The following is a 23,943-nucleotide window of genomic DNA, read 5'->3' as shown; positions in this document are numbered from 1 at the left end:
CTTTACGGCGCGTCCATGACTGGTTACCGTACCGATCACGTGCTCGATCTCCGAAATCCGCAAACCACTGTGGGGGTATCGCATGCCCAGATTCAGCGATCAAGAGCTCGGCATGGGACAGAAGATCACACGCCGCGACTTCCTGGACGGCGTGGCAGTCACTGCGGCCGGGGTGGCGGCCGCCACGGTCCTGCCGGGCGCCGCGCAGGCCGCGCCCGCCGCACACGGCCACGGCCGGCACCACCGGAACGCACCGTACCCGCCTACCCAGACCGGACTGAGAGGGCAGCAGCCGGGCGCCTACGAGGTAGCGCACGCCGTCCGCGACGGCGACTTCGAGTCAGGGCACATTAGCGACACCCACGAGTCCTACGACCTGGTGGTGGTCGGTGGCGGCCTCAGCGGTCTCGCGGCGGCCTACCTCTACCGCAAACACGCAGGCCCCAGCGCCCGCGTCCTGATCCTGGACGCCCTGGACGACTTCGGCGGGCATGCCCGGCGCAACGAGTTCCACGTCGGCCGCACCCTGCTGCTGTCCAACGGCGGCACCGTCAACATCGACACTCCCAGCACCTGGTCGCGCGAGGCCCGCGACCTGCTGACCAAGGATCTCGGTGTCGACCTCAAGGCCCTTGAAGCCACGGTCAAGAGCAACGCCTACGCTCCCTACTCCCTGCGCAGCGCCACCCTGTTCACCGCCGAACGGTGGGGCAAGGACCATCTGGTGACCCAAGAACCGGGGGAGTCCTGGGCGTCGTACGTCGCCAAGCTGCCGATGAGCGAGGCAAGCCGGTCGGCCCTGGTGCGCCTGCGCACCACGACCGAGGACTTCTACCCCGGCCTGACCGACGCCCAGAAAAAGGAGATCCTCGCGCGCACTCCGTACGAGACCTACCTGCGGGAAAAGATCGGCCTGGACGACGACGCCCTGGAGATCGTCAAGCGCGGCACGAACGGCCTGTGGGGCGTCAACGTCGACCGGGTTGCCGCGGCCGACGCGTGGGCCACCGGGCAGCCGGGTTTCGGGGGACTCGGACTCACCAACGCTCCGTGGCCGGGCGCCGGCTTCACGCCGTTGATGCACCTGAAGGAAACCGAGGAAGACGGCAACTTCTACTTCCCCGAGGGCAACGCGTCGATCGCCCGCCTGCTCGTCAGCAAGCTCGTCCCGCACGCCTTCGATGTGCGCCACCCCGACTGGCAGGAGATCGTCACCGCAAAGGCCGACTACAGCAGACTCGACCATCCAGGCAACCGAGTCCGCGTCCGGCTGTCCAGCACGGCGTTCGAGGTACGCAATGACGGTCGGCACGGCGTGGTCGTCGCCTACTCGAAGGGCGGCCGCAGCTACCGGGTGAAGGCCAAGGGCGCTGTCATGGCCTGCTGGAACTCCGTCACCTCCTACCTCGTCCCCGAACTGCCCAAGGAACAGATCACCGCGATGCGCTACGGCGTCAAGGTGCCCTTGGTGTACGCGCGGGTCGCGCTGAAGGACTGGCGGCCGTTCGCCGCGGCCCGGGTCTCCCGCGTCAGTACGCCCTCCGGCTTCTTCAGCGGCTTCGGCCTGCCGACGGTCACCGAGATCGGCGACTTCACGATGCCGCACCGGCCCGAACTGCCCACCGTGGTCTCCCTGTCGGCCACTCCCCATTCCCCCGGCCTGGTCTGCCGCGAGCAGCACAAGGCCGGCCGCCGACAGCTGATCAGGATGCCCTTCGAGGACTTCGAGCGTGAGATCCGCGACTCGATGGCCCGCTCTCTCGCCGATCACGGCTTCGACCCGGCCCGCGACATCACCGCGATCACCGTCAACCGGTGGGCGCACGGCTACGCGTACGAGTACAACTCCCTTGATGATCCTGACCTGTTCCGGCCTGAGTCGGAGCGGCCCTATGTGAAAGCCCGTAGGCCTGTCGGCCGGATCGCCATCGCCAACTCCGATGCGCAGGCGTTCGGCTACACGCATGCCGCCTTCGATGCCGCGTACCGAGCGGTGTCCGATCTCGTCTGACCTGGTGTCATCTGTGTCCTGCGGCAGGTGAGGCGTTTCTTCCCGCCCGGCAGTGCCGGGCGGGAAGAGGGCCCCGCAAGCCGGCAGCGGAGCTGACCCGGCAGGGCCGGCGTCTTCGCCGACACCATCGGCTGGTGGGCGGCGTCATCAAGTAGACGGCTTCGTCCTCGTAGCACAGCCAGGCCCCGAGCGCCGCCGCGGCGTCTCCACGCGGGGCCAGATCTCCTTCCCTCAGCCGGTGACCGCGGCCTCGTCGCGCTCCAGGCTCCGGGGGCCGGGACCTGGTGACTGAATCCGTGCCGGTGCAGCATCCGCACGATCGCCGACAGCGTCATGCCGGCCTCCCCTTGCGGTCCGAGGCACCGTAACCGACCTCGTCGGCGTTTGCTCTGACAGCAAAATTCTCTGCCTGGAACGTAATCCAATCGTCGGGACAGTTGATTCAAGCGCGCCAATCCGTCATTGTGCTTGAATCGATCGTGCGGCGTGCCGTTCGCGCAGAGGAGAGAGGTGCTTGATGGATGACGTCGACCGGGCCATCCTGCGGGAGCTGCAGATCGACGGGCGTATCCCGTACGCCGACCTGGCACCGAAGATCGGTCTGTCGCCCTCGGGCACAAGACTGCGACTGCAGCGGCTGATCGACGCCAAGGCGGTCCAGGTCGTCGCGGTGACCGACCCGATAGCCATGAGCAAACGGACTATGGCGCTGCTGGGGCTGCGGATCGGGGGCGATTCCCGGGTGGTGGCCGATGCGCTCTCCCGGCAGGACGAGGTCGTCTACATCGTCCTGACCTCGGGACGCTTCGACCTGTTGGCCGAGGTGGTGTGCAGTCAGCCGCGCGATCTCCTGAACTTCATCAACGACGTCGTCCGGGCAACCGAAGGGGTCGTATCCGTGGAGAGCTTTCCGTACTTCGCGATCCACACGCACCGCTTCCTGTGGGGGGTCGACTAGCTGCCCCGGCGACCGCGTACCGCCTGTTCGTTTCACCCTTGCCCATGCAGGACACCGCCGCCGACCTGATCGCCGCGGCTCACCCGGCACTGCGGATCACCTGCACATCGACCTTGAGTTCCCTGGAAAAGAGAGAAGATCATGGACACTATCGTCGTCGGCGCGGGAATCGCCGGCATCACCGCAGCGCGACTGCTTCACGCCGCAGGACACCGTGTGGTCGTGCTTGAGGCGCGCGATCGCGTCGGTGGGCGGATGTGGACGGATCGCACGGCAGGGTTCTCCGTCGACCGTGGTGCCTCATGGATCCATGGCCTCACCGGCAACCCACTCACGGAACTTGTCACCGCGCTTGAGATGGAGACACGCGAGTTCACGGTGGGGAGCTTCCAGGCCGGCGGGCGCCCGATCGCCGACTACGACGAATCGGGGCGCCTGCTGGACGACGACGCGACACGACAATGGACCCTCGACGTCGACACGGCAGATGACCTTTTCCAGCTGACCGTCACAGCGTCCGGCCATGACGAGAGTTACGCCACTGCGGCCGAGCGCGCCCTTGCCGCTACCGGCTGGGAACCCGAACGCGCCGAACGGGTCCGCGTGTTCTACCGGCATCGCACGGAGGAGCAATGCGGCGCAGAGATCGAACAGGTCGCCGCTCACGCCCTCGACGAGGACACCATCGAAGGTGACGAAGTGATCTTCCCCGGTGGCTACGATGTGCTTCCCCGGACTCTCGCGGAAGGCCTCGACGTGCGTTTGGGGACGACCGTGACCGCCATCACCAGGTCGGCCACGGGAGTGCGCGTCGACACGGAGAACGAGTCTTTCGAGGCCACCCACGTCATCGTCACGGTGCCGTTGGGCGTGCTCAAATCAGGGGCGATCGACTTCACGCCCGCTCTGCCGGACGCCGTTGCGGGACCGATCGCTCGACTCGGAATGGGCGTGTTCAACAAGGTCTTCCTTCAGTTCCCAGAGCGGTTCTGGCAGGACGATGTCTACGCGATCCGGCAGCACGGCCGGGCCGGCGTCCCCTGGCATTCCTGGTACGACGTCTCCGTGGTGAGCGGCAAGCCGATGCTGCTGACCTTCGCCGGCGGTGCTTGGGGGCGGGAGATCGAGCAGAAGACCGACGACGAGGTGGTCGCGTCGGTGCTCAGCTCCCTCCGCAAGATGTACGGCGACTCCGTCCCCGAGCCGGTGGCGCACTGGATCACACGCTGGGGCAGCGACCCTCTCGCCCTCGGCTCGTACTCCTACGTCGCCGTCGGCTCCTCGCACGACGATCACGATGCGATGGCAGAACCCGTCGACGGCGTTCTCCACTTTGCCGGAGAAGCAACCTGGGGACACGACCCAGCCACTGTCCACGGCGCGCTCCACTCGGGGCATCGCGCGGCCGAGCGGATCCTCGGTTCACCGATCTCCCTGGCCGAGCTCACACGGGCCGTGAACCCGTCGACGTGACGTCATCCGACAGTCAGCGCAGCGCAGTTGGGCTGTCTTGGCGCTGTCGGGGACCCCGGCGCCAGTAGAAGGGGACGGTGGTGGGAAGGGAGGGGCGTCACCGTTCCAGGAAACGGATGACGGACTGCCGGTAGCGTCCCGGTTGTTCGGCGTCGATGAGGTGGCCCGCGCCGTCGACGGTCACCAGCGTGGAGTTGGGGAGCACTTCGTCGTACTCGCGGGCGATGCCCGGGTTCTTGTAGTCGCAGGTGCCGCGCAGGATGAGCGCCGGCACACGGATGCGGCGCAGGGCGGGGCGCGGGTCGGGCACGGTGAGCTGGTCGGCCGTGGTGAGCTGGTTGGCGTAGAAGCCCGGTACGGATGCCGGGAGGTCGTGCAGCGGTCGGCTGGGGTGGCAGGTGGCCGCCGGGGCCGAGATCGCAAGGAGGCGGGCGAAGACGGCGTCGAGTTCGGCGTCGGAGACCAGGGCGTGTGCGGCGCGCGGGTTGGCCTCCATCAGCAGCGACCAGGCCAGCAGCCGAGGCTTCGCCTCCAGGGCGTCGAGACGGCGCTGCTGATCGGCGGTGAGCCGGTCCCAGATGTCGCCCTCGGCCCGGCCCTTCCACGCCGGAGCCCACAGCACCCCGGGCGAGGTGAGCACCATCCGGGACACCCGGGCGGGATGGGCGGCGAGGTACTCAGCGGCCAGCGTGGCACCCCAGGAGGCACCCAGCAGCACCACGCGGTCGGCGCCGATGCGAGCGCGCACGGCATCGAGGTCGGCGACCTGCCGGGCCACCGTGTAGCCGGTCGGATCGGCGAGTCGGCCGGAGCGTCCTGAACCCAACTGGTCGTAGGAGTAGACGTCGTGACCGCGGGCGGCGAGTTGCTTCTCCAGCGGATCCGGCCCGTCGCCGGGGGTGCCGGGTCCGCCGTGCAGCACGATCACCGGGGTCGGGCGCGGGGTGCCGTGGGCGCGGAGCAGGGTGTAGGCCAGGCGTGATCCGGTCGGCAGGGTCCAGTAGCCGGTGGGCCGGGAGTGGGGTTGCGGGGGAGTCCCGCCGAGGGGCTGGAGCACCGTCACGTAGGCCGCGACCGAGGTGGCCACCAGCACGGCCGTCGTGGCCAGGGCGGTGACGGCCGGCCGTCGTGAACCCGCGTACACCAACGGCGCGCAGCTCATGACCAGCGCGGTGACCGCGGCCGCGGCGAGCAGCGCGAGGTCGGCGGTGACCGTGGCGGTCGCCCATACGGCCGCCGTCGCGGCGACGGGCGCGATCAGGACGCCGAGCAGGACGAGCAGAAAGCGGCCGAGGAGGCGCAGGGCACGTCGGCCGGGCCGCCTGATCTGCCGTGTCACCGAAAAGAGTTGAGTTGTCGTCATACGGCGATGCTGCGGCCGTCGGCCGGTCGGTCGCGTCCGCCGTCGCGGACCGTCCGGATCCCCGTGCGGGCGGATGCGATGTCCGCCCGCGGGTGGACGCGAGGGGCCCGGTGGCTTCCCTAGGCTGGTCGCCGTGGGGGAGTGGTGGAGAAGACGGCGGCCCGACCAGGTCGTGGACCGGGGGCCGTTGTGGGTGCTGCTCGACATCATCACCGCGTACCTGTCGGCGGTCATCGCCGTCGGGCCGTCGGACCACACGGCCTCGGTGCTGTCCGGCCCGATCGCCGAACGCGGCTGCGCGGTGGTGTGGTTCGTGGCGATCGCGGGACGACGGTTCGCGCCACTGTGTGCGCTGTGGGCGGCCGTGGCGGCGACCGTGACGGCGGTCGCAGCGGGGGCGGAGGTCACCAACGTGTCGCTGGCGAGCGCGCTCGCCCTCACGCTTGTGGTGCAGATCCGACCGCTCGGGCGAGCCGTGGAGTGCGCGGCACCGCCCGCCCTCGTGGCCGTCGCCGCGCTCGCCGCCGACCATAACGCCTTCGTGCCCGCACTCGCCGTGCACACGGTGGCCTGGATCACCGGCCGCGCCGGACGTGCGCGACGCGAGGCGCGGGACGCCCTGCGCGCCCGTGAGAGCGAACAGGCCGTCTCAGCGGAACGAGCCAGGATGGCCAGGGAGTTGCACGACGCGGTCGGCCATGCGGTGACCGTGATGGTCACCCACGCCGGGGCCGCCCGGCTCACCCTCGGGAGCCAGTCGCCGCCCGTGCGCGAGGCGTTGTCGCGGATCGAGGAGGTCGGGCGGAGTGCGATGACCGACCTCGACCGGATCCTCGGCCTGCTCACCGACGGCTACGACCTCGACGCCTCACTCCGGGCGATGGTGGCTCGTCTGCCTGCTGACGTCCGCGTCCAACTACGGCTCTGCGCACCGCAATTGCTGGAACGCCTGGACCCCTCAATCGCGCACGCGGCCGGCCGCATCGCCCAGGAGGCGCTGACCAACGTCGTCCGCCATGCGCGCCCGGCCCGAGTCGTCGTCACCGTCGACGTGAAGGACGGTACGGTCGGTGTGGTGGTCACGGACGACGGCTCCGGCGCCGCAGCGCACCGGCCGGGCGGCGGACGAGGGCTCACGGCGATGCGGGATCGCGTCAGCGTCCTCGGCGGCAGCCTTGAGGCGGGCCCGGGCGCCGGAGGCGGCTGGCGCGTGGCGGCCGTGATCCCGCTCGACATGCCGAGGCCGTCGAAGAGGCCGGCCCGGCTGCGAAAGCCGCGCACCCCGCAGAAGCCGCTCGCCTCGAAGGAGAAACCCTCGTGATCCGTGTCCTGCTCGCCGACGACGAGGACCTGATGCGCGCCGGCCTGCGGATGATGCTGCAGACCCAGCCCGACCTGACCGTGGTCGGCGAGGCCGCCGACGGCCGGGAAGCGGTGTCGCTGGCCGCGGCCACGACGCCGGACGTGGTGCTGATGGACGTACGGATGCCGCTGCTCGACGGAGTGGCCGCGACCCGGCAGATCACCGGCGCCGCCGAGCACGGCGGACCCAGAGTGCTGATCCTGACCACCTTCGAGCTCGACGAATACGTCTTCGACGCCGTTCGCGCCGGCGCCAGCGGCTTCCTCCTCAAGCGCAGCCCGCCGGAAGTCCTCATCGACGGCATCCGCACCCTCGCCGCCGGAGAGGCGCTACTCGGCCCGTCGATAACCCGCCGTCTGCTCGCCGAGTTCGCCCGCGCGACCCCGGCCGCACCCCAGCCGGAGATCACCCGCCGCCTGTCCCGGCTCACCGAACGCGAACACGACGTCCTGCTCCTGCTCGGCCGCGGCCAGTCCAACGCGGAGATCGCCGCGCGCCTCCACATCGGCGAGGCGACCGTGAAGACACACGTCACACGCGTCCTGGACAAACTCGCCCTGCGCGACCGCGTCCACGCCGTCGTCTTCGCCTTCGACCACGGCCTGGTGCGCCCTGGCGGCGGCTGACTCCGACTCCACTCGCACCACCCCGCGCCGAAGGCCACCAGGCACCCGGGTCGCGCCCAGGTCGTCATCGGTTGCTCGGGGCGGTGCTCGCCGGGATCAGGGGCGTACATCGACGTAGTCGCCGGCGGCCTTGGCCGGGCCGGTGGTGGCGGTGCCGGGGAAGTTCCAACGCCAGTAGCCGTCCCTGACTGCCTTGACCGTGGTGCGCAGGGCGCCGGTGGTGCGGGTCTTCACCGTGGCCACCGTGGTGTAGGTGCTGCTGCCCTTGGGGCGGAACTGCAGTTTGACGGCTCGGCCCGCGTATCCCGCATACCGGTAGGTGTCCCAGTTGGCCTGCACGAGCTTGCCGGTGACGGTGATACGAGAACCCTTGGCCACCGGTTCCGGTGAGGCGTTGACCGTGAGCCGTGCGGCACGCTTGAGGCTGAATGACCCCACGCCGGGGGCGAAGACCGAACCGCCATCGTTGGCGTCGACCAAGGCGTCGACCGACCAGGTTCCCGCGTTGGCGTTGGCCAGGTCCACCGGATCGTCGCTGCCCGGTGCCGGGTGGGCGTTGGCGGTGAACACCGTCGTGCATGCCGTCGCGGTCTCGCAGAACGCGTCGGTGGTGTAGAAACCGCCGTGCGGCCCCTTCAGATCCACATCGGCGAAAGACAGGCCGGAGTCATCCGATCCGGTGACCGTGACCGGGAACACCACGTTGTGCGTGATACCCACGATGACGTCATGTCCGGAGTTGACGGTGGCACCGCTGACCACAGGGTCGCCGGGCGCGGCAACGGCCGAGGTGCCGGCCCCCGCCAGCAGAACGGCGACGGCCCCCACCACGACACCGCGTGACGCCGCGCGCCCGACGGGCTTGCGCCGTAGGGCACGTGCGGTGGCGATGAGCTGGGCGATGTCACGCCCGCCGCTTTGTCTGGCGCCGGATGGTGCGGCGAAGCGGCTCATGAATCCTCCGAGGGATGACAGGCCTTGCCGTCAACCGCCCTATGAGGAAGGGCATTTGACGGCGAGCGACGGCAGACGGATGTGTGTCACTTCCTACGACTGCCTACCCCGACCGATGGTTGCCCCGAGGAGCCGGGCACGCGGGTGCTCATAAACGATGCCGAGGAGATGCTCTGTCGGGCAGAGTATATTGCGCACTGAACATGAACTAAGCTGTGCTGTGTGACTTCACACCGCAGCTCCGGAGAAGACGCCGTGGTGGCCGGGGCTTCCCCCACAGGGGAGGACTTCGGAATCGCCATCGGCATGGTCTTCCGTGCGTACGCGAAGGCGACCGAGGCAGCTGTCGGGGACATCCCCGGGGGACCCCGCGGCTATTTCGTGCTCACGGCCGCCGTGCAGGGTGAGGCCGACAGCCAGCGGTCCCTGGCGGAACGCTTCGGAGTTGACCGGACGGTCATGACGTACCTCCTGGACGACCTGGAACGGGCCGGACTGGTCGAGCGCAAGCCGGACCCCGCAGACCGCCGCAGTCGCCACATCGTCGCGACCCCCCACGGCAAGCACCGGTGGGTGGAACTGCGTAGCAGGGTCGAACTCGTTGAGCAGCACATCCTCGCCGCCCTGCCGGCGGAGTCACAGGCGAGCTTCCGGTCCATGCTGTGCATACTCGCCAGCCACGTGCATGAGCACGGTGCGAACGTCGACGCCTGCCAGATGGTCGCCGAACTCGATCGCTCCGAGGAACCGGAGCGCGCATCGCGTCGCGGCCGGCGCAGCTCCACTCGCTGAGAGCGTCGGGTCGCCGCCAGGCCAGCCGCGCCGTGGTCGCGGCACACACCATGCCCCGTGCCGATGGCTGCGCAGGGAGGCGTCCGACCCTGCCGGTGAGGCCGATGACGCGATGCGCGAGGTGCTTGCCCTGTTCCGACGTTACGCGCGTGATGCCGCACACATGCCGGGCAGGACCGGAAGCCGTCCGTGTTAGCGTCCGCCCGTGATCACCCCGGCTGCGGACGCTTCTCCGCTTGGCGCACACGCCGACCTCGCCAGTTCCCGCGCTTCGCTGCCGGGATCTGAGGCGCCCGGCGCTCCCCATCTGCTCGGTCTCCTCGACGTGTTCGGTGACGACTTTGTGCGCACTCCGCACCCGTGGCTGGATCTGCTGCGCGCCGCGGCGCCCGTGTATCTCGATCCGGGCACCGGGCTGTGGCTGGTCAGCCGTCATCGGGACGTGCGCCGGGTACTCCTCGACCCGGCTGTCTTCCGACCGGACAACGCCCAGGACGCCGTCACCGCCCTGCCCGTGGCTGCGCTGAGGGTGCTGGCCCGGGCCGGCTTCCAGCTCCCGCCGGCGCTCGCCAACAACGGCACCGACAGCCATCCCGGTCTGCGCCAGGTGGTCGCACGGTTCTTGAGCTCCCGGCGTGTTGCTGCCGCTGTACCGGCCATCGAGCGCATCGCCGGCGAGCTCCTGTCGGCGGCGCGGTCGCGGCTCGACTCCGACGGCGTCTGCGACCTGTTCGCCTCCTTCGCGCAGGTTCTCCCGTGCCGGGTGCTGATGGACCTGCTCGGCATCGACGGCACTGCGCCGACCGAGCTGATCCGCTGGAGCGACGCTGCGCTGGAGCTGTTCTGGGGCCGTCCTGCAGCCCGGCAGCAGGTGGAACTGGCCGAACTCGTCGGCGAGTTCCATACCTGGCTGGCTGATACCGTGCAGTCCCGCACGGCCGCGCCGGAGTCCTTGATAGGAGCCCTCACCCGGCACCGGCTCCCCGGTGGCGAGCCTCTGGACCCGCAGACGGCAATCAGCGTGTGCTTCTTCGTGTTCATCGCCGGGCAGATCACCACTGGACAGCTCATCGCCACCGTGCTGCGCCGGGCCCTTGCCGAGCCGGGACTGTGGCCGCGCGTGGCCCACGAGCCGGGCCTGGCGCAGGGATGGACGGAAGAGGTACTGCGTCGCGAGCCGCCGGTGACCACGTGGCGGCGGGTGACGGCACAGCCGGTGGAACTGGGCGGAGTGGAGCTGCCCGCAGGAGCTCAACTGCTGCTGGCGCTCATGGGCGCCGGATCGGATCCGGAGGTCTTTGCCGAGCCGGGGCGGATGTGCCCTCACCGGCCGAACGTCCGCCGCCACCTTGCCTTCGGTGCCGGCAGCCACCGCTGCCCAGGTGCCGCACTGGCCCGCGCGGAAGCAGCGGTGGCTCTGCGGTCGGCGGCGCGGGCGCTGCCGCAGGTGAGGCTTGCGGTGGGCGAGGCGGAGCCGCCGATGCTCGGCCTGCTGTCCTTCCGGGCGCCGCTGCGTGTGATGGTGACCGCACAGTGACGGGCCGGGGTCCGGCCGGGGCAGGGACAGACCGAGGACACGGAGGCTGCCGGGGCACCAGAGGGCTGTGAGGCGCGGGAAGCGTCCAGCTGTCGGGCTGCGTATGCCTGCGGCCCCGCGGCGAAATATATGCAGCTATCGAGATGTTCTGTAACGTAGACTATTGCTTGGCGGGTGTGCCGCCGGGCGATGCACTCTAAGGAACGGACGCGATGCCCGACTACGGTCACGAGCTGTTGCTCGGCTCCTTCATCACCCCGACCGCGCATGACCCGGCACGAGCCCTGGGGTTGGCGGAGCTGACGGAAGCGGCCCAACTGGATGTCGTAACGTTTCAGGACCATCCGTACAACCCCGATTACCTAGACACCTACACCCTGCTGACCTGGGTCGCGGCCAGGACGAGGCGGATCCGCGTCTCAGCGAACGTCACCAACCTCACCCTGCGTCCGCCGACCATGCTCGGCCGGATCGCGGCGAGCCTCGACATCCTCTCCCAGGGCCGCTTCGAACTCGGGCTGGGCGCAGGCGCCTTCCCCCGCGCCGTACACGGCATGGGTGGCCGCAGCCTGACACCGGCCCAATCAGTGGACGCTCTCGACGAGGCGATCGGCATCGTCCGCGGCGTCTGGGAGAACAACGAAGGCGGCCCGCTGCGCTTCGACGGCGAGCACTACTCAGTGCCCGCGATGAAGCGCGGTCCGCGCCCGGCCCACGACATCGGTATCTGGGTGGGGGCGTACAAACCGCGGATGCTGCGCCTGACGGGGCGCAAGGCCGATGGCTGGCTGCCCACGCTCGGATACCTCCAGAACCCCGGTATGACGGAAGCGCTCAAGATCATCGACGATGCCGCCCTCGAAGGGGGCCGTCGTCCCGACGACATCCGCCGCCTGCTCAACCTCCTCGACGTGGATTTCTCCGCCACCAGCCGCAGCTACCTGCACGGGCCGCCGGAGCAGTGGGTCGACGAGTTGCTCCCCCTGATCCTTGAGCACGGTTTCTCGGCTTTCTTCATCGGTGGTGACGACCCCAGACTGATCCGTACTTTCGGCGAGGAAGTGGGTCCCGCGCTCCGGGCGGCCGTGGCCCGTGAGCGGGCGACGACCGGCACACCCGCCGCGGCGCAGCGTCCGGCGGTCGTCCTCGCCAAACGGCACGCCTCCCTCGACTACGACAGCATCCCGCCCTCCCTCGCCGAGAAGGTCGTCGAGCCGGGCGATGCCGCCTACGAGGGCGTACGTCATACCTACATCCGCACAGGGTCCCCCGCGTTGGTCATTCAGGCCGCGAACGCCGACGATGTCGTGGCGGCCCTGGACTACGCGCGCGGCCAGGACGTCGAGTTGTCGGTGCGCAGCGGCGGCCACGGCATCAGCGGTAGATCGACCAACGACGGCGGCATCGTCATCGATCTGTCGAAGATGAACTCCGTCGAGGTGATCGATCGGGCCGCCCGGCGCGTTCGCATCGAGCCGGGGGCACGCTGGGGGCATGTCGCCCGTGTGCTCGCAGCGCATGGTCTGGCCATAAGCTCGGGAGACTACGGCGACGTCGGGGTCGGCGGCCTCGCAACGGCAGGCGGTCTGGGCTTCCTGGCCCGCCGGTACGGCCTGACCATCGACCACATCACCGCCGCCGAGATCGTTGTCGCCGACGGCCGCCGACTCCGCGTCGACGCCGATCACCACTCCGACCTGTTCTGGGCGATCCGCGGTGCAGGGGGCAACTTCGGCATCGTGACGGCCTTCGAACTGACGGCTCATGAGATCACGGACGTCGTGTTTGCGACGATCGTCGTGGACGCGACCGACACGGCGGGCTTCCTCCTTGAATGGGGACGACTCGTCGAGGCCGCTCCGCGTGAGGTCACGAGCTTTCTGGCGCTGGTCCCTGCACGGCGAGGCGGACCGGTGACCGGACAGATCACGCTCGTGTACGCAGGTGATGATGTCGAGGACGCCCAGAACGCCTTGACCCCGTTCCTGGGCATCGCCCCCGTCCTCGACCAGCAGGCACAACTCGCCCCGTATCACGTGATCGTCGCTCCGCCCGGTAACCGGCACCACGGCCAGGGCCTGGAGGACACACACAGCGGGCTGCTTGAGCAGATCACCCCACAAGCCGCCGCGGTCATCGAAGAGATGATGAAGTCGGGCGACATTCTGATCACGCAGTTCCGTTCCATGGGCGGCGCCGTGCACGATGTTCCGAGGGATGCCATGGCCTGGTCGCACCGCACTCAGCATTTCTCCGTCATCGCCGCCACGGCACCCGTCTACGCCACCCGCCTGAACGCCCACTGGGCTCGGTTGCGTCCGCTCCTGAACGGCATGTACCTGAGCTTCGAGACGAGCACCGACCCTGCCCACCTCCTCGACGCGTTCCCGGAGTCCGCCCTGGCCCGCTTGCGCGCCCTGAAGGCCGCCTGGGATCCGGACGGGGTGTTCAACCGCAACTTCAGCATCGTTCCGGCGACGCCCCCGGCCGCTCCCACAGCCGTGACGCCGGCTGATCCAGCGGCCTGAAGACCGGCCTTCAGGACTTCGTGCTCCACGAGGAGCTGGGTCAGGCGCTGCCCCTCCTCGCGCACCTTTCGCGGTACGTCGCTGGTCTCGGCCGTTCGGCCCCGAGAGGCCGAACTCACTTCACCGGTTCAGCAGCGATTCCGGTCAGGGACGACTGCGATCGCCTGCACTTCGATAAGGATGCCGGGCAGTGCAAACGAGCACACCAGCGTGGTCCGGGTCGGCCCCGGCTGTGGCCACACCATCAGGAACGCTTGGTTCCACGCGGCAAAGTCGTCTGCGTCCGCCAGGAATGCCTCCAGGCGTACGACATCTGCCGGGGTACACCCGAATTGTGTGAGGGAGTCCAGGAGGGCGTTGAGCGCTCCTGACGCCTGCTCCTCGATGGGCAGCGCGCTCCCGCTGACGTCGGCGACGGTGCCTGACGTGAAGACGAATCCGCCGGCTCTGATCGCACCGGGGACCATCGGGGACTGCCCAGGCATGCGTTCGATCTCGGTCATGCTGCGGTCTCCCGTCGGACCGCGGTGCGGTCGAGTTCTGCCACTCCGCCACGTCCGAGTAGCGTGAGCACAGTGGTGAGTTCGTTCTGCAGCAGCTCAAGCGTGGTGTACACACCCTCCTCACCGGCCGCCGCGAGGCCGTACACGGCAAGACGGCCGAGGACGACGACGTCCGCGCCGAGGGCTATGGCCTTGACGATGTCGGTTGCGTCCCGGATACCGCTGTCGAACGCGATGGGCACCTCCGGGCCGACGGCATCGCGTATGTGGGGGAGCGCTTCGATCGCGGAGATCGTGCTGTCGAGCTGTCGGCCGCCGTGTGTCGACACCTGCAGCGCGCTTGCTCCAGCGACGAGCGCCGCCGTGGCGTCCTCCGGGGTGAGGACGCCCTTCGCAATCCACGGTAGGGAGGTGTTGGCCATGAGCTTGGACAGCCGGTCCCATCCCCAGACGGCTTCGGCAGGACTGTAGATCTGCCCGAACACAGCTTCCAGCTCTGTTCCGGAGCCGGGCGGGTAGTTTCCGTTGATGACGTCTTCGGGCAGGACGTACTCGTTGCGGAGGTTGCGGTTCTTCCAACCGGATGTCGGGCAGTCGCAGGTGATGCACAGGGCGCTGAATCCGGCTGCCTCGTAGCGCTTGAGCATGCGGACGAAGTTGTCTGGGTCGCCCATGGGGTGCAGCTGGCCGAACGGTGTGGCTGCGGGGGCCGCCTCGCGGACGGCCTCGACGGAGTGGGTGCCCGCCTCGGGGACGATGCCTGCGGTTCCGGCGCGGGCGTTGGCGCGGGCGACGGCCATGTGACCGTCGGCGTCGAACAGCCCGTCCGAGCCGAACGGCGCTGTGAGGATGGGTGCTTCGAGCCGGATGCCGAGAAACGATGTCGCCGTGCTCGGTGTCGGCAGGCCGCTCATCACACGCGGTACGAGAGTCCAGCGATCGAACGCTGAGCGGTTACGGCGAAGGGTGCGCTCGGCGCTGGATCCGCCTTCGAGATATCCGAGGGGGCCGACGTCGAGGCGGCGCAGGCCTGCCTCGCGGAGTTCGTCGAGGGTGTGGTAGCGGAAGGGGGCGTCTTCGGCCGCTGCGTTCGCGGAGGGCAGCGTGGGAGAGGAGGTCTGGGTCATGAGGGGTTTCCTTCCGGAACAGCGATGTCCTGGAGCAGCAGCCGGTCGCTTACCGCGTCTCCCGCGCTGGTGATCAGAGTGACGACGCCCTGGGGGGTGAGGCGCGCCTTCGCCGCACCGGCCACGTCGCTCACGATGCGGCCACGGCTCATCACGATCAGACGGTCGCCCGTGGTGATGGCATGGTCCATGTTGTGCGTGACCATGAGCGTGGTGCAGCCCATCTCTGCGACCAGTTCGCCGGTGAGGGTGAGGACGCGGCTGGCGGTGGCGGGATCGAGCGCCGCCAAGTGCTCGTCGAGGAGCAGTATCTTCGGCGCGACCAGCCCGGCCATGACCACCGTGAGGCTCTGGCGCTGTCCCGCCGACAGCAGGCCGACTCGGTCGTGGAGACGGTTCTCAAGTCCGAGGCCCAGGTGGGCGATCCGGTCGCGGAAGCGGGCGCGTCGGTGGTGTCCCAGGGCGAAGCGGAGCCCGCGGCGCCGCCCTCGTGATGCGGCGAGCGCGAAGTTGTCCTCGATGCTCAGCTCGGGGACGCTGCCGATCCGTGGGTCATCGAACACCCGGGCGACCATCCGTGCGCGCCGGTAGTCGGGCCAGTTGCCGACATCGCGTCCGTCCATGAACACGCGGCCTTCGGTGGGACGGGCGGACCCAGAGATGATCTGCACCGTGCTGGACTTGCCCGCACCGTTCGAACCGACGACGGTGATGAACTCCCCGGGCGCGGCGTCGAGGTCCAGACCGTCGAGCGCAATGACTTCATCGACCTTGCCGCGGTTGTAGAGGAGGCGGACGTTTCGCAGGGAGAGCATGTGGTCCTCAGGCACGAGGGGCCTCCACTTCTTTGGGAATGACTGCGAGTCCGGCCGCGCGCCGGGATGCGGACCTGCGGTACTTCCCGATGACGGGAACGACGTAGCTCTGCGCCGCGACCGTGACGATCAGAGTGAGAGCGGTGATGCCGTTGAGGTTGTTGGCCGGGAGCCCGAAGCGCAGTGCGGCGACGAGGATCAGCCGGTACAGGAGCCCGCCGGCCATGACTGCGGCGACGATCCGAACGACCTGGGAGCCGCTCGGGCTGAACAGCAATACACCGAGCAGGACCGATCCGGTGCCGGCGAGGAACATGCCGGTTCCCATGTTGACGTCGGCGTAGCTTTGGACCTGGACCAGCAGCGTGCCACCCAGAGCGCTCAGGCCGTTGGAGAGCATCAGCGAGAGCACCGTCAGCCCGTTCTCGTTGACACCCTGGCTGCGTACCATCCGCGGGTTCTCCCCGCTGGCGCGCAATGCGAGCCCCACTTCTGTCTTGAGGAACACGGCGAACGCGGCAAGCAGCGCCATGGCGATGACAGCCAGCACCATGATCCGCGTCGTTTGACTGCCGTTGTCCGCCGTATCGTCGAAGCCGGAGAAGATCGTGCCGGCGCCGAGCAGGCTCACCGTGGGGGAGCCCAGCACTCCGAGGGTGACGCTGTAGAGGCCCATGTTGACAATCAGCCCGGCCAGGAGCACGGGCTGCCGCAAGGTCAGCGAGACCAGGCTCGTAAGGAGACCGGCTGCCGCGCCGGCCGCGATGCCGGTCGCCATGGCTGGGATCGGGTTCAGTCCGTGGGAGATGAGGACTGCTGCTGTTGCGCCGCCGAGCGTGAAGCTGCCTTCGACGGTCAGGTCGAAGTCCTGGCGGATCCGGAGCACGAGATATACGCCGAGGCACACCGGGATGAGCGGGAGGCCTGTGAGGAGGGTGTTGGTGAAGATGTTGCCGAGCACTGTCCGGCTCCTTCCGCCGCTACTTCTTGACGGTCGTTGCCTGGGACATGACGGCGTCGGGAACTGTGATGCCAAGTATCTCGGCGGTCGCAGTGTTGATGGTCAGCCCCGCCTGATTGGGCAGGGCGAACGCCTCTTTGGCCGGGTCGGCGCCCAGCAGTACCTTCGCCATCCGCTCGCCGGCCAGGGTGCCGAGTTCGTCATAGTCGGGACCGACGCTGGCGAGGACCCCCTTCACATCGGCGCCGCTGCCGGACACGTACAGTGGCAGCTTGGCGCCGAGCGCCGTCGAACTTATCGCCGCCATGCCGGAGATGACGGTCGTGTCCGGCCCGATCACGATCGCGTCGGCACGGCCCACCAGGCTGCTTGCGGACGCCTGGACGGCGGACGGCCCGCTGATGGATGCTGCCGTCACCTTCAACCCGCTCTTCTTCGCTGCGGAGTTCAGTCGCTTGAGCCAGATCTGCATGTTCTGGTTGGACGGGTCGTAGACCGTGCCGACCGTCCGGATGGCCGGGTTGATCTTTGCGATGTACGAGAGCACGTGGGACGGATCGATGAAGTCGGTGCTCCCGGTCACGTTGCCGCCGGGTGCGTCGAGGTTCTTCGCCACCCCGGCTCCGACGGGATCACCCATCGCCACCGCGATGACAGGCTTGTGCTTGACCTGACTGGCCAGCGACAGGATGGCCGGGGTGCCGATGCCGGCGTACGCGTCGTAGCCGGAGGTGGCGAAGTCGGTCGAGATGCTGGTGATCAGTGACTGGTTGGAGTTCGCGTTCTTCACCACGAACTTGACCTTTGCATCACCGAGGTTGGCTGCGACGGCCTTCTGGAACTTGCTGTCGATGCGGTCGATCAGGTCGGCTTTCGCGCCCTCGATGATGCCTACGGTGTAGGTCTTCGGGCCACTGCCGGAGGTGTCGGATGAAGCCTGCGAGCAGGCGGTGAGGGATCCTGCGCCGATCGCCGCACTCACGATGACGCCCACGAGGCGACATGACAGCGGCCGAGGATCAGGGAGGAATGTATTCATGTTCATGAGCTGCACTCTCAGGAAGCCGATCTTGCCGGCGTGAACATGGGAACTTCTTCTCACCTTGATGCCTGATGACGCGTTCAGCCAGCTTGGAAACGAGAAGTTTTCTCAGTTAACGTGTCCGAAACGCAGCCCGTGGCCGCACCGTACCTTTGGACAGTCGGCACATGGGGCAGGATGAGGTGAGTGACAACGACGTGAGAGGCGCTGTGAGTACCAGTCCTTCGACCCCGCGCCCGGTCCGGCATCGTAAGCTCCGCGCCGACACCGAGCGGACCCGGAACCGACTGCTCGATGTGCTCGGCGACATGTTGCAGTCAGGCGAGGAGAACATCTCGCTTCCTGCGCTGGCGAAGCGGGCAGGGGTGTCCACCGCGACGGCGTACCGCCACTTCGATCACGCCTCTGAGATCCGGCAGGCCTTCTACGAGCGCACCCTGGAAACTCTCCTGCTGGAACTCCGCCGACTCTCGCAGAGCTATCGGGGCGCCGAACTGTACCAGCGCATCTGCGAGACCTGGGTAGAACTGGGGGCCGACTGGGCTCGTACCGCCACGCTGATCCGCAGCCCTGTGGGTTTCGTGGAACGGCTGCGCTCCGGGGACGGCATGGCGACCGACTTCATGAACATCTTTGCTCCGGTGATCCAGCAGATGATCGACGACGGCACGATCCCGGACCAGGAAATCGAGTACGCGGTGCTCATGTGGGTCACCCTGTTCGACGAGCGGGTCTTTGCGGACCTTCTCGACACGTTCGGATGGAGCACCGCCACAGCGGCTCGCACGCTCTCGGCCTCCTTGATGTCCGTCCTCAAGTCGCGCGGCAACCCGTTTCAGGTCGACAACCGCTGAGCCCAGATCTGCCGCTTCTCGGTGTTGTCGATCCATGAGGAAGTCATGACCGCAGCCTCCGAAGAGCGAGGCGAGCCAACCCGGCTGGAAGACTGCGACGACGGCGCCCAGCGCGGAAGCGATGGACAGCAGGAGCCCCACGGCGCCCCTGCCCCTGTAGCCGGCCGAAACAGCCTGACGGCTCAGGGGGCGAGATTGTCTTCCGCCCAGGCGCTCAGCTCCCGGAGAGCAGGAAGCAGAGCCTGGCCCGCTGGGGTCAACCTGTAGATGACGGCCACGGGCGGCCCCGCGTCGATGACGCGTTGGATCAGATCCGCGGCTCCCAGCTGGCTGAGACGGTCGGAGAGCATCGAGTCGCTGATTCCAGTGATGGATCGTTTCAGTTCGGCGTAACTGGCTGGGCCCTCCATCAGAGTGCCGAGGAGGACGCCGTTCCAGCGTTTGCCAAGGAACTCGAAGGCACGCTTCAGTGCCGCGTCGCACGCTCGCTCGTCATGGGCATCACGGCTTCGTCTCACCTGCATGACTCCATACTATCAACCCGCTACTCTGCCCATAGCTACTCTACTTTTCGTAGTACCTAGCCCCAGTCGGAAGGTCCACCATGTTCATAGCCGCATGCATCGTCTCGATCCTACTGGCTGCCGTCCTGACAGCCTCCGCCCGCGGCAAGCTGCTGCACGATCCGAAGCAGATGGAGACGATGCGCAAGGTCGGCTTTCCTGCGAGCAAGCTCTGGCTCCTGGCCGGGGCAGAGCTGGCGGGCGCTGCGGGTCTGGTCATGGGCCTCTTCTGGTGGCCGCTCGGAGCGGCTGCGGCCATCGGCGTCATGGGGTACTTCGTGGGAGCGGTTGCGTCGCACCTGCGCGTTCGCGATTTCGAGGTCGGTCCCAGTGTCGTCCTGCTCGCGGTCGCCGCGGGCGCCCTGGCCCTGCGCCTGTTGGCGGTGTGAGGTCGCAACCAGCGGCCGTTGAGCCGTAGCTACTTCTATTTTGCGTGCTACTCTGTTTTTAGGAGCAACCGGGCCCCCTTCAGGCGGGCTTCAGACCTCCGCTCCCGACTCTGCTCGTTACCTGCTGCGGCCGGTGACGCGTGGTCCCTCACCTGTACAGGAAGGCAAGAACATGGCCTCACCGATGAAGCTGGCGCACGTAGTTCTGTGGACCAGGCAGGTCCCGCAGTTGCGGGACTGGTACCTCAATGTTCTTCAAGCACGTGTGGTGCACGAGAACCCGGCTGCAGCGTTCCTCACCTACGACGACGAGCACCACAGGATCGCGGTGACGGACCCTGATGGCGCGGCGAAGTTGGCGGCCGAACACGCCGGCGGGTCCGAGGGACTCGTCGGCGGCGGCACGGCGGCGGCTGAGCTTCCGGTCGACCTCGCTTCCCTGCCCCTCCATGGCTTGGCGCACATCGCCTTCGCCTACGGGTCCCTCCAGGATCTCCTTGAGAACTACGAGCGGCTCAGGAAGGAAGGGATCAGGCCGACCGCGACGATCAACCACGGCACCACCACGTCGATGTACTACGCGGATCCTGACGGCAATCAGATCGAACTTCAGGTGGACAACTTCGACACTGTTCAAGAGGGCGTGGAGTTCATGGAATCGGACTCTTTCGCCAAGAATCCCGTCGGAGTCCCTTACGACCCCGATGACCTGCTGGCCCGGCTGCGTGGCGGCGAGTCCGCTGACGACCTGACCGCACCGACGTGGTAGCCACCACCGGGGGCGCGCCCATCGGCTCCGAACCCGGCCAGGAAGCACTCGCGGCACGCATGGCGTGTCTGGATGTTCTGACGGAGTTCTTCCAGTTGGTGGACAGCGGACATGCCTCACGGGCCCTGGAACTGTTCACCGAGGATGCGGAGATGGTCGTCAACGGCGTCGCTGCTTCCGGTGAGGCCCTGCGCGCCGGCCTGGCTGCCCGGGAGACGGACGGCATCAAACGCTTGCACCTGCCCGGTGAGCCCTCGTTCCGTCTGGTGAACTCCGATGAGGCCGAGACCGAGATCCTCCTGCAACTGTTCCACCTCGGTCCCGGCCAGGACAAGAAGCCCACGGCCCGAACGCTGACGCACATCAAGGACAGGTTTGTGCGCGACGAACAGCGCGTGTGGCGCCTGGCGCACCGGATGGTGACCGTGCTGGCAGGAGACGAGTGACGTTGCGTCTCTACTGCACACCGTACGGGCTGGCGCGGGAGGAGGAGGACGAGCTGGTCGTGCTCGATCTTCCTCACCCCGACGTAGGAGCCTTGCTCCGGGACGACTTCAGCCTCGCCGGCACGGCGTCGGCACTCCTGAGGCTGCCCGCGCGCACGACGACCTTGTTGGCGCCGCTGTCGCACCCGGGGAAGGTGGTTCTCGCGGGTGCGAACTACCGCGATCACGTCAAAGAAGCCGGGATGCCCATCCCTGATGCAGCGGTGTTCATCACCGTGACCGGCAGCATGGTGACCGGGCCCTATTCGGACATCGTCCTGCCGGCCGACGCTTCCGGCTGTGTCGACTACGAAGCCGAACTCGCCGTTGTCATCGGTGTCGGCGGGACAAACATCCCGGCTGCGCGGGCGTGGGATCACATCGCCGGGTTGACGGTCGCGAACGATGTCTCCGCCCGTGATGTTCAACTCGCGGGCATGCGCGAAGGCGTCATCACCGACACCGTCGCCGTTGCCCGGGGCAAGACCTACCCCACCTTCAAGCCCCTGGGTCCCGCTGTCGTGACCACTGACGAATTCGCTCGACCCCTTGCATTGGACATCACCACGTGGGTCAACGGTGAGGTGCGTCAGCACAGCAACACCGACCAGATGCTCTTCTCCGTGCCCGAGATCATCGAGACCGTCTCGGCATCGGTACCTCTCGAAGCAGGAGACGTGGTCCTCACCGGCACACCTGCGGGAGTGGCCTTGGCGTCCGGCAGGTACCTGCAAGCCGGGGACATCGTCGAAATCCGCATTGATCAGATCGGGCATCTGCGCAACAAAGTGATCTCCGCGCGCTGAGAGGTGCTTCGGCGTCCACGACCTGTCTGTGCTCCCTCGACGAGCGCTTGATTTGGTTCAGCGGCCCTGGTCCTGGCTGGTGGCGGCCTCACACTGCGCATCATGCCTTCGGACGCAGATCGGGGGAACGGATGGCACGGGCCCGGACACCAGTTGGCGGGTCCGGGCCCGCCATCGCTGTGCACAGTGCCCTACCACGAAGAAAGAACCATATGGACAAGACAGCATCCTCCGCGGCCGTGGCCGTGGCTGACATCGGCAACGGCGCCTCCCTGGCCGTGGGCGGATTCGGCCTGTGCGGCATCCCGACCATCCTGATTTACGCCCTGTACATCCAGGGCGCCGGCTCCCTGCAGGTGGTGTCGAACAACTGCGGTACCGACGACCACGGTCTCGGCATTCTGCTCAGCGCGGGCCGCCTCGCCCGAGTGACCAGCTCCTACGTCGGCGAGAACAAGGAGTTCGCCCGCCAGTACCTCTCAGGCGAACTCGAAGTGGAGCTCGTGCCGCAGGGAACCCTTGCTGAGCGGCTGCGCGCCGGCGGACACGGCATACCTGCTTTCTACACCCCGGCTGGAGTCGGAACCCCGCTCGCCGAGGGCGGCATCCCCTTGCGCCATCACGCCGGCGGCAGCGTTGCCGTGGCCTCCTCAGCCAAGGAGACTCGGATCTTCGGCGACCGGGCCTTCATTCTGGAGCGGGCCATCACGTGCGACTTCGCCCTCGTACATGCAGCCCGCGGTGACAGGCACGGCAACCTCGTCTTCGAGAAGTCCGCCCGGAACTTCAATCCTCTGGCGGCCATGGCCGGCAAGGTCACCATCGCAGAGGTCGAAGAACTGGTCGAGCCGGGTGCTCTGGACCCCGACGAGATCCACCTTCCCGGCGTTTTCGTCCAGCGCGTGGTCGCCCTCACACCGAGTCAGGTGGCGAACAAGCAGATCGAGAAGAGGACGGTGCGAGCCTGATGACCTGGAGCAGGAACGACATGGCGGCCAGGGCCGCAGCTGAACTACGCGACGGAGAGTACGTCAACCTCGGCATCGGGTTGCCGACCTTGGTCTCCGGTTTCATTCCAGCGGGCGTGCATGTGGTCCTGCAGTCGGAGAACGGCATCTTGGGCACAGGTCCCTACCCTGACGTGGACCAGATAGACCCGAACCTGATCAACGCAGGCAAGGAAACCGTGACGGTCCTGCCAGGTGCATCCTTCTTTGACTCCGCCCTCTCGTTCGGAATGATCCGCGGCGGCCACATCGATACCGCCATCCTTGGCGCCATGCAGGTCTCCGCCTACGGCGACCTGGCCAACTGGATGATTCCCGGCAAGATGGTCAAAGGCATGGGCGGCGCGATGGACCTCGTCCACGGGGCCCGCCGGGTCATCGTGCTCATGGAACACACGGCCAAGGACGGCAGCCCGAAGATTGTCGAGGACTGCTCTCTGCCACTCACCGGAAAGGCATGCGTCCACCGGATCATCACCGACCTCGCTGTCCTCGACATCACGGAGCGCGGCCTCGTCCTTGTCGAGGCCGCCCCCGGGGCCGGCATCGACCAGATTCGTGCGGCTACCGCCGCGCCCGTACGTCTTCGCGAGTCCGCCGCTCCGGCCGTCGACTGACTGCGCCGCCGGTTCGTCCAGATCCCCGCTGGGCCGGTGTCCGGGACAGCCACCGGCCCAGCGGCCCCTGGAACATCACATCGTGGGTTATGCGACCTCGCGGGACCGCCATCGAGAGCCAGGACAAACGACTCCTCCAGGTCAGGCCGGCCCGCCCGGACATCACCCGGGCCTGCGGTCTCGCCCGCGTCTTCGCGGACCTGATGCGTCATCGTGTGTTGAGGTATGCCTTGAACGGCTCCACGCCGCCGCTGGGGCGGCGCTCGCGGGCGGAGGCCACCAACTCGTCGAGGTCGGTGTCGCCGAAGTGGCATACGGAGCCGAACCACGCGTCCAGCACCTCGCCCGGCTCATGCCGCAGATACGGCCACGGGCGGCTCGCCGGCCCCGCCTAGGCAAG

At 67.9% G+C, this 23,943-nt stretch carries 24 protein-coding genes; 15 read left to right on the top strand and 9 right to left on the bottom strand.

The window, feature by feature from the left end; all coding sequences use genetic code 11:
* The first annotated feature begins 112 nt into the window (after window positions 1–112).
* The 3 genes from ACFYTE_RS14500 to ACFYTE_RS14490 all read left to right on the top strand — a co-directional run bounded on the left by ACFYTE_RS14500 (window position 113) and on the right by ACFYTE_RS14490 (window position 4,442).
* Window positions 113–2,011, top strand: a complete 1,899-nt coding sequence (locus ACFYTE_RS14500; RefSeq protein WP_388709399.1) for an NAD(P)-binding protein — start codon at window positions 113–115, stop codon at window positions 2,009–2,011.
* A gap of 517 nt (window positions 2,012–2,528) precedes the next feature.
* Window positions 2,529–2,969 carry an Lrp/AsnC family transcriptional regulator gene (locus ACFYTE_RS14495; protein ID WP_388709397.1) on the top strand — a complete coding sequence of 147 codons (441 nt, stop codon included), beginning with the start codon at window positions 2,529–2,531 and terminating at the stop codon, window positions 2,967–2,969.
* A 141-nt stretch (window positions 2,970–3,110) separates the two neighbouring features.
* Window positions 3,111–4,442 carry a flavin monoamine oxidase family protein gene (locus tag ACFYTE_RS14490; protein ID WP_388709395.1) on the top strand — a complete coding sequence of 444 codons (1,332 nt, stop codon included), beginning with the start codon at window positions 3,111–3,113 and terminating at the stop codon, window positions 4,440–4,442.
* A 97-nt stretch (window positions 4,443–4,539) separates the two neighbouring features.
* On the opposite strand, the gene ACFYTE_RS14485 is transcribed toward ACFYTE_RS14490, so the two are convergent.
* On the bottom strand, window positions 4,540–5,805 hold the full coding sequence (locus ACFYTE_RS14485) for an alpha/beta fold hydrolase (protein WP_388709393.1): 1,266 nt from the start codon (window positions 5,803–5,805) through the stop codon (window positions 4,540–4,542).
* Window positions 5,806–5,938: 133 nt separating this feature from the next.
* Between ACFYTE_RS14485 and ACFYTE_RS14480 the strand changes: the two genes are divergently transcribed.
* Both ACFYTE_RS14480 and ACFYTE_RS14475 read left to right on the top strand, forming a co-directional pair.
* Window positions 5,939–7,126: a sensor histidine kinase gene (locus ACFYTE_RS14480; RefSeq protein WP_388709391.1), complete on the top strand. Its 1,188-nt coding sequence runs from the start codon at window positions 5,939–5,941 to the stop codon at window positions 7,124–7,126.
* Entirely contained in the window at window positions 7,123–7,794 is a 672-nt protein-coding gene (locus ACFYTE_RS14475) for a response regulator (protein WP_388709389.1), read from the top strand. Before ACFYTE_RS14480 ends, ACFYTE_RS14475 begins: the two co-directional genes overlap by 4 nt.
* A 96-nt stretch (window positions 7,795–7,890) precedes the next feature.
* On the opposite strand, the gene ACFYTE_RS14470 is transcribed toward ACFYTE_RS14475, so the two are convergent.
* Entirely contained in the window at window positions 7,891–8,748 is an 858-nt protein-coding gene (locus tag ACFYTE_RS14470) for a calcium-binding protein (RefSeq protein ID WP_388709387.1), read from the bottom strand.
* A gap of 222 nt (window positions 8,749–8,970) precedes the next feature.
* Here ACFYTE_RS14470 and ACFYTE_RS14465 point away from each other — a divergent pair, with 222 nt between their 5' ends.
* The 3 genes from ACFYTE_RS14465 (at window position 8,971) to ACFYTE_RS14455 (ending at window position 13,605) form a co-directional block, all read left to right on the top strand.
* Window positions 8,971–9,540: a MarR family winged helix-turn-helix transcriptional regulator gene (locus ACFYTE_RS14465; RefSeq protein WP_388709385.1), complete on the top strand. Its 570-nt coding sequence runs from the start codon at window positions 8,971–8,973 to the stop codon at window positions 9,538–9,540.
* A 205-nt stretch (window positions 9,541–9,745) separates the two neighbouring features.
* Entirely contained in the window at window positions 9,746–11,077 is a 1,332-nt protein-coding gene (locus ACFYTE_RS14460; protein ID WP_388709383.1) for a cytochrome P450, read from the top strand.
* Window positions 11,078–11,289: 212 nt separating this feature from the next.
* Window positions 11,290–13,605 (top strand): LLM class flavin-dependent oxidoreductase, encoded by a 2,316-nt coding sequence (locus tag ACFYTE_RS14455; RefSeq protein WP_388709381.1) that lies wholly within the window; start codon window positions 11,290–11,292, stop codon window positions 13,603–13,605.
* 128 nt (window positions 13,606–13,733) lie between these two features.
* On the opposite strand, the gene ACFYTE_RS14450 is transcribed toward ACFYTE_RS14455, so the two are convergent.
* Genes ACFYTE_RS14450 through ACFYTE_RS14430 form a run of 5 tightly spaced genes read right to left on the bottom strand, consistent with a single transcriptional unit; the run spans window position 13,734 to window position 18,005 of the window.
* On the bottom strand, window positions 13,734–14,108 hold the full coding sequence (locus tag ACFYTE_RS14450) for a RidA family protein (protein WP_388709379.1): 375 nt from the start codon (window positions 14,106–14,108) through the stop codon (window positions 13,734–13,736).
* Entirely contained in the window at window positions 14,105–15,235 is a 1,131-nt protein-coding gene (locus ACFYTE_RS14445) for an alpha-hydroxy acid oxidase (RefSeq protein ID WP_388709378.1), read from the bottom strand. The genes ACFYTE_RS14450 and ACFYTE_RS14445 overlap by 4 nt, the downstream gene beginning before the upstream one ends.
* Window positions 15,232–16,065, bottom strand: coding sequence for an ABC transporter ATP-binding protein (locus ACFYTE_RS14440; protein ID WP_388709376.1), 834 nt, complete (start codon window positions 16,063–16,065; stop codon window positions 15,232–15,234). The genes ACFYTE_RS14445 and ACFYTE_RS14440 overlap by 4 nt, the downstream gene beginning before the upstream one ends.
* Complete coding sequence (locus ACFYTE_RS14435) at window positions 16,058–17,011, bottom strand: ABC transporter permease (protein ID WP_388709374.1); 954 nt, start codon at window positions 17,009–17,011, stop codon at window positions 16,058–16,060. The genes ACFYTE_RS14440 and ACFYTE_RS14435 overlap by 8 nt, the downstream gene beginning before the upstream one ends.
* Before the next feature lie 19 nt (window positions 17,012–17,030).
* Window positions 17,031–18,005, bottom strand: coding sequence for an ABC transporter substrate-binding protein (locus ACFYTE_RS14430; RefSeq protein WP_388709372.1), 975 nt, complete (start codon window positions 18,003–18,005; stop codon window positions 17,031–17,033).
* Window positions 18,006–18,220: 215 nt separating this feature from the next.
* Between ACFYTE_RS14430 and ACFYTE_RS14425 the strand changes: the two genes are divergently transcribed.
* On the top strand, window positions 18,221–18,907 hold the full coding sequence (locus ACFYTE_RS14425; RefSeq protein ID WP_388709370.1) for a TetR/AcrR family transcriptional regulator: 687 nt from the start codon (window positions 18,221–18,223) through the stop codon (window positions 18,905–18,907).
* Window positions 18,908–19,089: 182 nt separating this feature from the next.
* Here the strand turns inward: ACFYTE_RS14425 and ACFYTE_RS14420 are convergent, their stop codons facing one another.
* Window positions 19,090–19,431: a winged helix-turn-helix transcriptional regulator gene (locus tag ACFYTE_RS14420; RefSeq protein WP_388709368.1), complete on the bottom strand. Its 342-nt coding sequence runs from the start codon at window positions 19,429–19,431 to the stop codon at window positions 19,090–19,092.
* Window positions 19,432–19,511: 80 nt separating this feature from the next.
* Between ACFYTE_RS14420 and ACFYTE_RS14415 the strand changes: the two genes are divergently transcribed.
* From ACFYTE_RS14415 to ACFYTE_RS14390, 6 genes are all read left to right on the top strand, one after another.
* Window positions 19,512–19,859 (top strand): DoxX family protein, encoded by a 348-nt coding sequence (locus ACFYTE_RS14415; protein ID WP_388709366.1) that lies wholly within the window; start codon window positions 19,512–19,514, stop codon window positions 19,857–19,859.
* Window positions 19,860–20,031: 172 nt separating this feature from the next.
* Window positions 20,032–20,628 carry a VOC family protein gene (locus tag ACFYTE_RS14410; RefSeq protein WP_388709364.1) on the top strand — a complete coding sequence of 199 codons (597 nt, stop codon included), beginning with the start codon at window positions 20,032–20,034 and terminating at the stop codon, window positions 20,626–20,628.
* A complete protein-coding gene (locus ACFYTE_RS14405) occupies window positions 20,622–21,074 on the top strand; it encodes a nuclear transport factor 2 family protein (protein ID WP_388709362.1) in 453 nt (150 codons plus the stop codon). The genes ACFYTE_RS14410 and ACFYTE_RS14405 overlap by 7 nt, the downstream gene beginning before the upstream one ends.
* Window positions 21,071–21,919 (top strand): fumarylacetoacetate hydrolase family protein, encoded by an 849-nt coding sequence (locus ACFYTE_RS14400; protein ID WP_388709360.1) that lies wholly within the window; start codon window positions 21,071–21,073, stop codon window positions 21,917–21,919. Before ACFYTE_RS14405 ends, ACFYTE_RS14400 begins: the two co-directional genes overlap by 4 nt.
* Window positions 21,920–22,131: 212 nt before the next feature.
* Window positions 22,132–22,887, top strand: coding sequence for a CoA transferase subunit A (locus ACFYTE_RS14395; RefSeq protein ID WP_388709358.1), 756 nt, complete (start codon window positions 22,132–22,134; stop codon window positions 22,885–22,887).
* Window positions 22,887–23,543: a CoA transferase subunit B gene (locus tag ACFYTE_RS14390; protein WP_388709356.1), complete on the top strand. Its 657-nt coding sequence runs from the start codon at window positions 22,887–22,889 to the stop codon at window positions 23,541–23,543. Before ACFYTE_RS14395 ends, ACFYTE_RS14390 begins: the two co-directional genes overlap by 1 nt.
* A gap of 208 nt (window positions 23,544–23,751) precedes the next feature.
* Here ACFYTE_RS14390 and ACFYTE_RS14385 read toward each other — a convergent pair whose 3' ends face one another.
* Complete coding sequence (locus ACFYTE_RS14385; protein ID WP_388709354.1) at window positions 23,752–23,883, bottom strand: hypothetical protein; 132 nt, start codon at window positions 23,881–23,883, stop codon at window positions 23,752–23,754.
* Window positions 23,884–23,943: the final 60 nt, after the last annotated feature.

The organism is Streptomyces sp. NPDC004629, from assembly GCF_042873595.1.
Classification (GTDB): Bacteria; Actinomycetota; Actinomycetes; order Streptomycetales; family Streptomycetaceae; genus Streptomyces.
The sequence above is the reverse complement of the archived record's forward strand: the minus strand, read 5'-3'. Positions and strand labels throughout refer to the sequence as shown.

What these genes read in the sequence shown, in the direction of transcription:
- ACFYTE_RS14500 (WP_388709399.1), top strand. Translation starts at nt 113, where the DNA reads ATGGGACAGAAGATCACACGCCGCGACTTCCTGGACGGCGTGGCAGTC.
- ACFYTE_RS14495 (WP_388709397.1), top strand. Translation starts at nt 2,529, where the DNA reads ATGGATGACGTCGACCGGGCCATCCTGCGGGAGCTGCAGATCGACGGG.
- ACFYTE_RS14490 (WP_388709395.1), top strand. Translation starts at nt 3,111, where the DNA reads ATGGACACTATCGTCGTCGGCGCGGGAATCGCCGGCATCACCGCAGCG.
- ACFYTE_RS14485 (WP_388709393.1), bottom strand. Translation starts at nt 5,805, where the DNA reads ATGACGACAACTCAACTCTTTTCGGTGACACGGCAGATCAGGCGGCCC.
- ACFYTE_RS14470 (WP_388709387.1), bottom strand. Translation starts at nt 8,748, where the DNA reads ATGAGCCGCTTCGCCGCACCATCCGGCGCCAGACAAAGCGGCGGGCGT.
- ACFYTE_RS14455 (WP_388709381.1), top strand. Translation starts at nt 11,290, where the DNA reads ATGCCCGACTACGGTCACGAGCTGTTGCTCGGCTCCTTCATCACCCCG.
- ACFYTE_RS14450 (WP_388709379.1), bottom strand. Translation starts at nt 14,108, where the DNA reads ATGACCGAGATCGAACGCATGCCTGGGCAGTCCCCGATGGTCCCCGGT.
- ACFYTE_RS14445 (WP_388709378.1), bottom strand. Translation starts at nt 15,235, where the DNA reads ATGACCCAGACCTCCTCTCCCACGCTGCCCTCCGCGAACGCAGCGGCC.
- ACFYTE_RS14425 (WP_388709370.1), top strand. Translation starts at nt 18,221, where the DNA reads ATGGGGCAGGATGAGGTGAGTGACAACGACGTGAGAGGCGCTGTGAGT.
- ACFYTE_RS14420 (WP_388709368.1), bottom strand. Translation starts at nt 19,431, where the DNA reads ATGCAGGTGAGACGAAGCCGTGATGCCCATGACGAGCGAGCGTGCGAC.
- ACFYTE_RS14415 (WP_388709366.1), top strand. Translation starts at nt 19,512, where the DNA reads ATGTTCATAGCCGCATGCATCGTCTCGATCCTACTGGCTGCCGTCCTG.
- ACFYTE_RS14410 (WP_388709364.1), top strand. Translation starts at nt 20,032, where the DNA reads ATGGCCTCACCGATGAAGCTGGCGCACGTAGTTCTGTGGACCAGGCAG.
- ACFYTE_RS14395 (WP_388709358.1), top strand. Translation starts at nt 22,132, where the DNA reads ATGGACAAGACAGCATCCTCCGCGGCCGTGGCCGTGGCTGACATCGGC.
- ACFYTE_RS14390 (WP_388709356.1), top strand. Translation starts at nt 22,887, where the DNA reads ATGACCTGGAGCAGGAACGACATGGCGGCCAGGGCCGCAGCTGAACTA.